Source organism: Pseudomonas sp. 13B_2.1_Bac1 (assembly GCF_025466155.1).
Lineage (GTDB): Bacteria > Pseudomonadota > Gammaproteobacteria > Pseudomonadales > Pseudomonadaceae > Aquipseudomonas > Aquipseudomonas aylmerensis.
Genome location: NZ_JANLOH010000080.1, coordinates 46,166 through 54,552, shown reverse-complemented (window position 1 = coordinate 54,552; position 8,387 = coordinate 46,166). Strand labels below are relative to the sequence as shown.

General features: G+C 61.4%; 8 protein-coding genes. 3 read left to right on the top strand and 5 right to left on the bottom strand.

Annotated features, from left to right (window positions below; all coding sequences use genetic code 11):
- Positions 1 to 76 precede the first annotated feature (76 nt).
- Both NTD80_RS18720 and sugE read left to right on the top strand, forming a co-directional pair.
- Entirely contained in the window at positions 77 to 1,042 is a 966-nt protein-coding gene (locus NTD80_RS18720) for a bile acid:sodium symporter family protein (protein WP_065901396.1), read from the top strand.
- Positions 1,043 to 1,149: 107 nt separating this feature from the next.
- Positions 1,150 to 1,464 (top strand): quaternary ammonium compound efflux SMR transporter SugE, encoded by a 315-nt coding sequence (gene sugE, locus NTD80_RS18715; protein ID WP_003237114.1) that lies wholly within the window; start codon positions 1,150 to 1,152, stop codon positions 1,462 to 1,464.
- Between the two features lie 52 nt (positions 1,465 to 1,516).
- Here the strand turns inward: sugE and NTD80_RS18710 are convergent, their stop codons facing one another.
- From NTD80_RS18710 to NTD80_RS18700, 3 genes are all read right to left on the bottom strand, one after another.
- Positions 1,517 to 3,391, bottom strand: coding sequence for an MFS transporter (locus NTD80_RS18710; protein ID WP_262134533.1), 1,875 nt, complete (start codon positions 3,389 to 3,391; stop codon positions 1,517 to 1,519).
- 58 nt (positions 3,392 to 3,449) lie between these two features.
- Positions 3,450 to 4,598 (bottom strand): TDT family transporter, encoded by a 1,149-nt coding sequence (locus NTD80_RS18705; protein WP_262134532.1) that lies wholly within the window; start codon positions 4,596 to 4,598, stop codon positions 3,450 to 3,452.
- A 114-nt stretch (positions 4,599 to 4,712) separates the two neighbouring features.
- A complete protein-coding gene (locus NTD80_RS18700) occupies positions 4,713 to 5,906 on the bottom strand; it encodes an MFS transporter (RefSeq protein ID WP_262134530.1) in 1,194 nt (397 codons plus the stop codon).
- A gap of 91 nt (positions 5,907 to 5,997) precedes the next feature.
- Here NTD80_RS18700 and NTD80_RS18695 point away from each other — a divergent pair, with 91 nt between their 5' ends.
- On the top strand, positions 5,998 to 6,537 hold the full coding sequence (locus NTD80_RS18695; RefSeq protein ID WP_120448018.1) for a TetR/AcrR family transcriptional regulator: 540 nt from the start codon (positions 5,998 to 6,000) through the stop codon (positions 6,535 to 6,537).
- A 126-nt stretch (positions 6,538 to 6,663) separates the two neighbouring features.
- On the opposite strand, the gene NTD80_RS18690 is transcribed toward NTD80_RS18695, so the two are convergent.
- Both NTD80_RS18690 and NTD80_RS18685 read right to left on the bottom strand, forming a co-directional pair.
- Positions 6,664 to 7,443 carry an ABC transporter permease gene (locus tag NTD80_RS18690; RefSeq protein ID WP_065901419.1) on the bottom strand — a complete coding sequence of 260 codons (780 nt, stop codon included), beginning with the start codon at positions 7,441 to 7,443 and terminating at the stop codon, positions 6,664 to 6,666.
- Positions 7,440 to 8,372 carry an ABC transporter ATP-binding protein gene (locus NTD80_RS18685; RefSeq protein ID WP_065901421.1) on the bottom strand — a complete coding sequence of 311 codons (933 nt, stop codon included), beginning with the start codon at positions 8,370 to 8,372 and terminating at the stop codon, positions 7,440 to 7,442. The genes NTD80_RS18690 and NTD80_RS18685 overlap by 4 nt, the downstream gene beginning before the upstream one ends.
- Positions 8,373 to 8,387 lie beyond the last annotated feature (15 nt).

Here is an 8,387-nt window from a genome sequence, read left to right as displayed (position 1 = left end):
CCCCCCCCCCCCCCCCCCCCCGCTCCCGCATCTGATCGCATTTGTACTTCCGACCTCTAATAACAAGGACATCCCCATGCGTGCACTCGCTGCCTTGAGCCGCTTCGTCGGCAACACCTTCGCCTACTGGGTGTTGATTTTCGCCGTCGTGGCCTTCCTCGAACCCAGCTGGTTCATTGGCCTGAAAAGCGCCATCGTCCCGCTGCTGGGCCTGGTGATGTTCGGCATGGGGCTGACCCTCAAACTCGAAGACTTCGCCGAGGTCGCACGCCACCCATGGCGCGTGGCACTGGGCGTGGTCGCGCACTTTGTAATCATGCCGGGCGTGGCCTGGCTGCTGTGCCAGGCTTTCCACCTGCCACCGGAAATTGCCGTCGGCGTGATCCTGGTCGGCTGCTGCCCGAGCGGCACTTCGTCCAACGTGATGACCTGGCTGGCTCGTGGCGACCTGGCGCTGTCGGTGGCCATCGCCGCCGTCACCACCCTCCTCGCCCCACTGCTCACCCCGGCGCTGATCTGGCTGTTGGCGTCGGCCTGGCTGCCGGTGTCGTTCATGGAGTTGTTCTGGTCGATCCTGCAAGTAGTGCTGCTGCCGATCGTGCTCGGTGTGGTCGCGCAACGCCTGCTCGGCGAGCGTGTGCGCCACGCCGTGGAGGTGCTGCCGCTGGTGTCGGTGGTGAGCATCGTGATCATCGTCGCGGCAGTGGTGGCGGCCAGCCAGGCGAAGATCGCCGAGTCGGGCCTGCTGATCATGGCAGTGGTGATGCTGCACAACAGCTTCGGTTACCTGCTGGGCTACTTCACCGGTCGCCTGTTCAAACTGCCATTGGCGCAACGCAAGTCGTTGGCGCTGGAAGTCGGCATGCAGAATTCCGGGCTGGGTGCCGCATTGGCCAGCGCACACTTTTCGCCGTTGGCGGCGGTACCGAGCGCGCTGTTCAGCGTCTGGCACAATATTTCCGGGGCGTTGCTCTCGACGTATTTCCGCCGCATGAGCGAGAAGGAAGACCGCCGCGCGCTGGAGAACACGCCGCAAACTTGATCGCCTGATCAATTTTCGGCACTCTAGCGAGCTTCGCGGGGACGACCCCGCGACGCTATCGAGGCGCATACTCCGGGGACGACCCCGCCTATAAAAGCGAGGTCATCATGTCCTGGATCATTCTGTTTTTTGCCGGTTTGTTTGAAGTCGGCTGGGCCGTCGGCTTGAAGTACACCGACGGTTTCAGCAAGCCACTGCCGACCGCCCTGACCATTGCCGCCATGGCCATCAGCCTCGGCCTGCTGGGCCTGGCCATGAAGGAACTGCCATTGGGCACCGCCTACGCCATCTGGACCGGCGTGGGTGCGGTGGGCACGGTGATCGCCGGGATTATCTTGTTCGGGGAGTCCATGGCGCTGTTCCGACTGGCCAGCGTGGCGTTGATCATCTGTGGACTGATTGGTCTCAAGATCAGCACATGACCGCTTGCGGCGATAGCGCCTGAACGGGCGCCATCGCCGGCAAGCCGTGCTCCTACAGGGCCGTGCCGCGCAGTTGCGTGACCTTCTCCTGCAACTGCGCCGGCGTCGCCGACTCGACCGATACCGGCTCACCTGCCACCAACACCACCCGCGACCAGATGCGATGGAACCAGCCCTTGTTCGGATCGCGGCTGAAGAAACTCCCCCACAACCCCTGCAGCGCCATCGGAATCACCGGCACTGGCGTCTCTTCCAGAATGCGCGTCACGCCACCACGGAACTCATTCATCTCACCGTTGCTGGTCAATTTGCCTTCCGGGAAAATGCACACCAACTCCCCGTCCTGCAGGTACTGCGCAATCCGCGTGAAGGCCTTTTCGTAGATCTGGATATCTTCGTTGCGCCCGGCAATCGGAATCGCCCCGGCCGTGCGAAAGATAAAGTTCAGCACCGGCAAGCGGTAGATCTTGTAGTACATGACAAAGCGAATCGGCCGACGTACCGCGCCGCCGATCAACAGTGCATCGACAAACGAGACGTGGTTGCACACCAGCAACGCCGCGCCCTCGTCCGGAATCAGATCAAGGTTGCGATGCTCCACGCGGTACATGGAATGGCTGAGCAGCCAGATCATGAACCGCATGGTGAACTCGGGAACGATCCTGAAGATGTAGGTGTTGACCGCGATGTTGAGCAGCGACACCACCAGGAACAGTTCGGGGATCGACAGCTTAGCCACGCTCAACAGCAGGATCGACACGATCGCCGAGACCACCATGAACAGCGCGTTGAGAATGTTGTTGGCGGCGATCACCCGCGCCCGCTCATTCTCGGCGGTACGCGACTGGATCAGCGCGTACAGCGGCACGATGTAAAAGCCGCCGAACACACCCAGGCCGAGGATATCGAACAACACCCACCAGGCCTGCCCATAGCTCAACACCGCCAGCCAGTCATTGGTCTGCACATTCTGTGGGAAGCCGCCGGAGTGCCACCACAGCAACAGGCCGAACACCGTCAGGCCAAACGAGCCGAACGGTACCAGGCCAATTTCCACCTTACGGCCCGAGAGTTTTTCACAGAGCATCGAACCGAGGGCGATGCCCACCGAGAACACGGTCAGGATCAGCGTGACCACGGTTTCGTCGCCGTACAACCACTCCTTGGCATAGGCCGGAATCTGCGTCAGGTAAATCGCACCGACGAACCAGAACCACGAGTTGCCCACAATCGAGCGCGACACCGCCGGGGTCTGGCCCAGGCCGAGGCGCAAAGTTGCCCAGGATTCGCTGAAGATATTCCAGTTCAACCGCAACTGCGGGGTCGAAGCCGCCGCGCGCGGGATGCTGCGGCTGGCGAGGTAACCGAGTACCGCCACACCGACAATCGCCACCGACACCACCGGCGCGTAATGGGTGGACGACATCATGATCCCGGCACCAATGGTACCGGCCAGGATCGCCAGGAACGTGCCCATTTCCACCAGGCCGTTGCCGCCCACCAGCTCATCGTCATGCAGCGCCTGGGGCATGATCGAGTACTTCACCGGCCCGAACAGCGCCGAGTGCGTGCCCATGGCAAACAGCGCCAGCAGCATCAGTTCCAGGTGATTGAACAGGAAGCCTGTGGCGCCGACGGCCATGATCACGATCTCGCCGATCTTGATCGCGCGGATCAACGCATCCTTGTTGAATTTTTCGCCAAACTGCCCGGCCAGCGCCGAGAACAGAAAGAACGGCAGGATGAACAACAGCGCACACAGGTTGACCCAGATGGCCCGATCGCCGTCGATGGTGAGCTTGTACAGAATGGCCAGGATCAGCGATTGCTTGAAGATGTTGTCGTTGAACGCGCCCAGCAACTGGGTGATGAAGAACGGCAGGAAGCGCCGTGTGCGCAGCAAGGTGAATTGCGAGGGGTGGCTCATCGTCCGTGTTCCTGCGTGGCCTGTTATAGATTCAGGCCACGACTTTACCTAACTCCGCTTACTTATTCGCTAGTCCTGCAATGCACGGCGATACAAAAAGCTCGCCTTTATAGGCGCCCTGCACGGTGCGCGTAGCAACGATCAGCCACATCAGCGCCAATGCCACCACCAGCACGCAACCAAACACACTGAAGAACCCCAGGTTCAACAGGCTCGCCAACTTCAGCGTGGCTAAGGCATATACCCCCAGCGGAAAGGTAAACCCCCACCAACCCAGGTTGAACGGAATGCCGGCGCGCAGGTAACGCAGGGTGATCAGTACCGCAATCAGCATCCACCACAGGCCGAAGCCCCACAGGGTAATGCCGGCCACCAGGCCCAGGCCGTTGGCCATCTCGCCCACACCCGGCAAGCCGTTGGCCGCGAAGATCGCCGGCGCATCGCCCCCCAGCAGCAACATGCCAAGGGCGCCGGTACCGATAGGGCCCAGGGCCAGCCAGCTCGAGGCGGCCATATTGGCGTGGGGCAATTTGTGCAAGGCCATGCGCAACATCAGGATGGTCAGGATGCTGAATGCGACCGGCAGGGAGAACGCCCACAACACATAGCTGGTCACCAGCATCACCAGTTGCGAATGGGCGTCGGCCAGGTGCGGCGCGAGCAGGCCACCGCTGGCGGCGGCGACTTCGGCGGCTACCACCGGCAACAACCACACGGCTGTCATCTGATCGATGCTGTGTTCCTGGCGGGTGAACATCATGAACGGGATCAGCACACCGCAGGCCAGGGCCATCGCCACATCCAGCCACCACACCGCTTCAGCCAGCGCGATCACCCCGTTGCCCCAGCGTGGCAGGCCGAACAGCAGCAGCCCGTTGAGAATCGTGGCCAGGCCCATGGGAATGGTGCCGAAGAACATCGAGACGGTGGAGTGCCCGAAAATACGCCGCGCCTCATGGAAAAACATTACCCAGCGCGCCGCGTACAACAGGCTGAACAGCACAAACAGGCCGATGGTCAGCAGCCACAGCCCTTCGGCTATGGCGTGCAGGCCAGGCAGGTTGACCGGCAGCTGTGCCAGGGCCAGCGCGAGCACGCCGGTGCCCATGGTCGCGGCAAACCAGTTGGGGGTGAACTGGCGAATCACTTCCCGGGGACGGGTCAGGTGACTGAAGGGTTTGTAACTGATGGTTGTCGAGCAGGTCATGATGGCAATCCTCTTCCTCGCATGAGGTTGAGACCATGATAGAACCTGATCGAATATCTATATAACGGGTAATATCTCTAACTGTTATCTATTTCACCAATATAAAAGCAGGACTCACTCGCCCGCCGTGGCCCTGTTTCGCGCCGAGTCCTGCAGCAGCAGCCCTGACAACGCGCCCAGCGCCAACAGAATGAGGATCGCGCCGTAGCCATCGGTGGTGGCGATCAGGCCGAAACTGCGGATCAAGTTGCCCGCCAGCAGCGAGGGCAAGCAGAACGCCAGGTAACTCAGCACATAGAACGCCGACATCAGGCCCGCACGCTCATGGGGCAAGGCCAGCGGCACCACGCTGCGCAAGGCGCCGAGAAAGCCCGCGCCAAAGCCGCTGCCGGCGATCAGCGTGGCGATGAAGAACAGCGGCAGGCTGGCGCTGTGCACGGCGGTGAGGATCAGCGTTACACCTATGGCGAGCAAGCCGGCCCCGAGGCGCAGCACCTTGTCGGCCGGGCGATTGCGCAGGGTGAAGATCATCAGCGCGCCGCTCAGGGTCAGCACGGCGACCAGGCCGCCACCGATCAGGTTGGAAGTCGAGCCGGTGGCGGCGCGCACCAGCGAAGGCGCCAGGGAAAGATAGAAACCGCCCATCGCCCACACTGCCACATCCACCGGCAACGATAGCCACAAAGCGCGACGCGCCTGGGGCGGTACATGCAAGGTGGGGCGCAGCGACGCCAGCGCGCCGGGGATGCGGCTGACGCTTTCGGGCAAGCGCCACACATACACGGCCTGCAACAGCATCAATGCCAGCAACGTCCAGTAAATCAGCTGGGTCGGCAATGGCGCGAACTCCACCAGCAGACTGCTGCCCATCGCGCCGCAGGCCATGCCCAGCAAAGGCGCCACACTGTTGACCAGCGGGCCTTGCTGGCGATCGGTGTCCAACAAGGCGGCGCCCAACACTGCGGTGGCCATGCCCGTGGCGAAACCCTGCAAGGTGCGCGCGGCGATCAGCCAGGCGACGCTGTCTTCATTGATAAACAGCACCATCGCCAGCATATCCAGGATCAGCGCGGCAAAAATCACCGGCTTGCGCCCCAGGTAATCTGACAGCGAGCCGACGGTCAACAGCGCCGCCAGAAGGCTCAAGGCATAGACCCCGAAGATCAGCGTGAGCATGCCCGCCGAAAAATGCAGGCCCTCCTGATACAGGTGGTACAACGGCGTCGGCGCACTGGAGGCCGCGAGAAACGTCAGCAAGGTGATCGCGAGGAACACCAGGCTGGAACGATGGGAAATAGGGCTGGACATGGGCACGCTCCGCTAAAGCTAATATTTTGCTTTTGCGGAGTGTGCTACTCGCCAGCGCTTAAAGCAAATTCTTTGTGTTAAGGTCACAAGCATGGCGATAAAAGAAGGCCTTCGCCCGGGGGGCCGCAGTGCCCGGGTACAAGAATCGGTCCATTCGGCAGTGCGTGAATTGCTGGAAGCCCATGAGCGCTCCAGCGTCACCGTACCGATGATTGCTGCGCGCGCGGGCGTCACGCCCTCGACCATCTACCGTCGCTGGGGCGATTTGTCGGTGCTGCTCGCGGACGTGGCCCTGGCCCGCATGCGCCCCGACAGCGCGCCCGCCGACACCGGCAGCCTGCGCGGCGACCTGCAAGCCTGGGCCGAGCAATACCTGGATGAAATGAGTTCAGAGCCCGGTCGCAACATGATGCGCGACCTGCAATGCATGATCACGCCGGGTTACTGCGTGAGTATCTTGAGTGGGCAGTTGCAGGCGATTGTCGACCGCTATCCGGATCAATCGCCACCGAGCGTGGACCACTTGATCAATCTGCTGGCGGCGCCGACGGTGTTTCGGATTCTCTTCTCATCCGCGCCGCTGTCGGTGCAAGAACTGCACGGCCTGATCGAGTTGGCACTCAAACCCTGAAGGCACACTGCAAAAACCAATATGGGAGCGGGCTTGCTTGCGAATGCGGTGGATCAGTCAAGGTGTATCGACTGACAGACTGCATTCGCGAGCAAGCCCGCTCCCACATTTTTGACCGCGTCGAGGTTACGTACGCATCCCACGCCCGCTCACCAGCAACCGCGCACAACCGATGTACAGCACCACGGTCGCCACGAGCATGAAGGTGATCGCCACGCTGATCTTGATGTCCGACACGCCCAGGATGCCGTAGCGGAAGGCGTTGACCATATGCAGCACCGGGTTGGCCAGCGACACGGTCTGCCAGAACGGCGGCAGCAAGGTGATGGAGTAGAACACCCCGCCCAGGTACGTCAGCGGTGTCAGCACGAAAGTCGGGATGATCGAGATGTCATCGAAGTTGCGCGCAAACACCGCGTTGATGAAGCCAAGCAGCGAAAAGATCGTTGCAGTCAGCACCACCACCAGCAAGGTGACCCCGAGGTGATGCACCTGCAGGTGGGTGAAGAACAGCGACAGCAGCGTCACAATCACCCCGACCATCAGGCCACGCAGCACGCCGCCCAGGGTGTAGCCGATCAGGATAGTGTGCGGCGAGACCGGCGAGACCATCAGTTCCTCGATGGAGCGCTGGAACTTGCTGCCGAAGAAGCTGGAGACCACGTTGCCGTAGGAGTTGGTGATCACCGACATCATGATCAGGCCCGGCACGATGTACTCCATGTAGGTGAAGCCACCCATGTCGCCAATCTGCCGGCCGATCAGGTTACCGAAGATCACGAAGTACAGGACCATGGTGATCGCCGGCGGCAGCAGGGTCTGCGGCCAGATCCGGGTAAAGCGCTTCACTTCGCGGTAGACGATGGTTTGCAGCGCGACAATATTGGGTTGCAGTTCGGAACTCATACCGCCACCTTCGCCAGATTTTTCTCCACCAGGGACACGAACAACTCCTCGAGGCGATTGGTTTTATTGCGCAGGCTCAGCACTTCAATGTTCTGGGCCGCCAATTGGGTGAACAGCGCGGTGATGCCCATGGCCTTGTCCACCTGGACTTCCAGGGTATGGCTGTCCACCAGGCGGCTCGGGTAGCCGAGCAGTTGCGGCGAGACCGACAGGTTGTTCTTCAGGTCGAGCAGGAAAGTCTCCACATGCAACTGGCCCAGCAGGTTACGCATGCTGGTGTTCTCGACGATGGTGCCGTGGTCGATGATGCCGATGTTGCGGCACAGCTGCTCAGCCTCTTCCAGGTAGTGGGTGGTGAGGATGATGGTGATGCCCTTCTGGTTCAGCTCGGTGAGGAAGGTCCACATCGAACGGCGCAGCTCGATGTCCACGCCAGCGGTGGGCTCGTCGAGGATCAGCAGGCGCGGTTCATGGACCAGCGCACGGGCGATCATCAGGCGCCGCTTCATGCCGCCGGACAGCGAGCGCGAAGGCACGTCGCGCTTGTCCCACAGGCCCAACTGGGTCAGGTACTGCTCGGCGCGTTCCTTGGCGACTTTCGCCGGAATGCCGTAGTAACCCGCCTGGGTCACGACAATGTCGAAAGTCTTTTCAAACTGGTTGAAGTTGAATTCCTGGGGCACCACGCCGATCGAACGCTTGAGCGCCGCCGGGGATTTGTCCAGGTCATGCCCGAAGATATTCACCGTGCCGCTGGTCTTGTTGACCAGGGTCGAGAGGATACCGATGGTGGTGGATTTGCCGGCACCGTTGGGGCCGAGCAAGGCGAAGAAATCACCCTCGGCAACGTCCAGATCGATACCACTCAGGGCCTGGAAACCGTTGCCGTAGGTTTTGGTTAGCTGCCGGATGGACAGAGCGGAACTCATATCGGATTACGCACC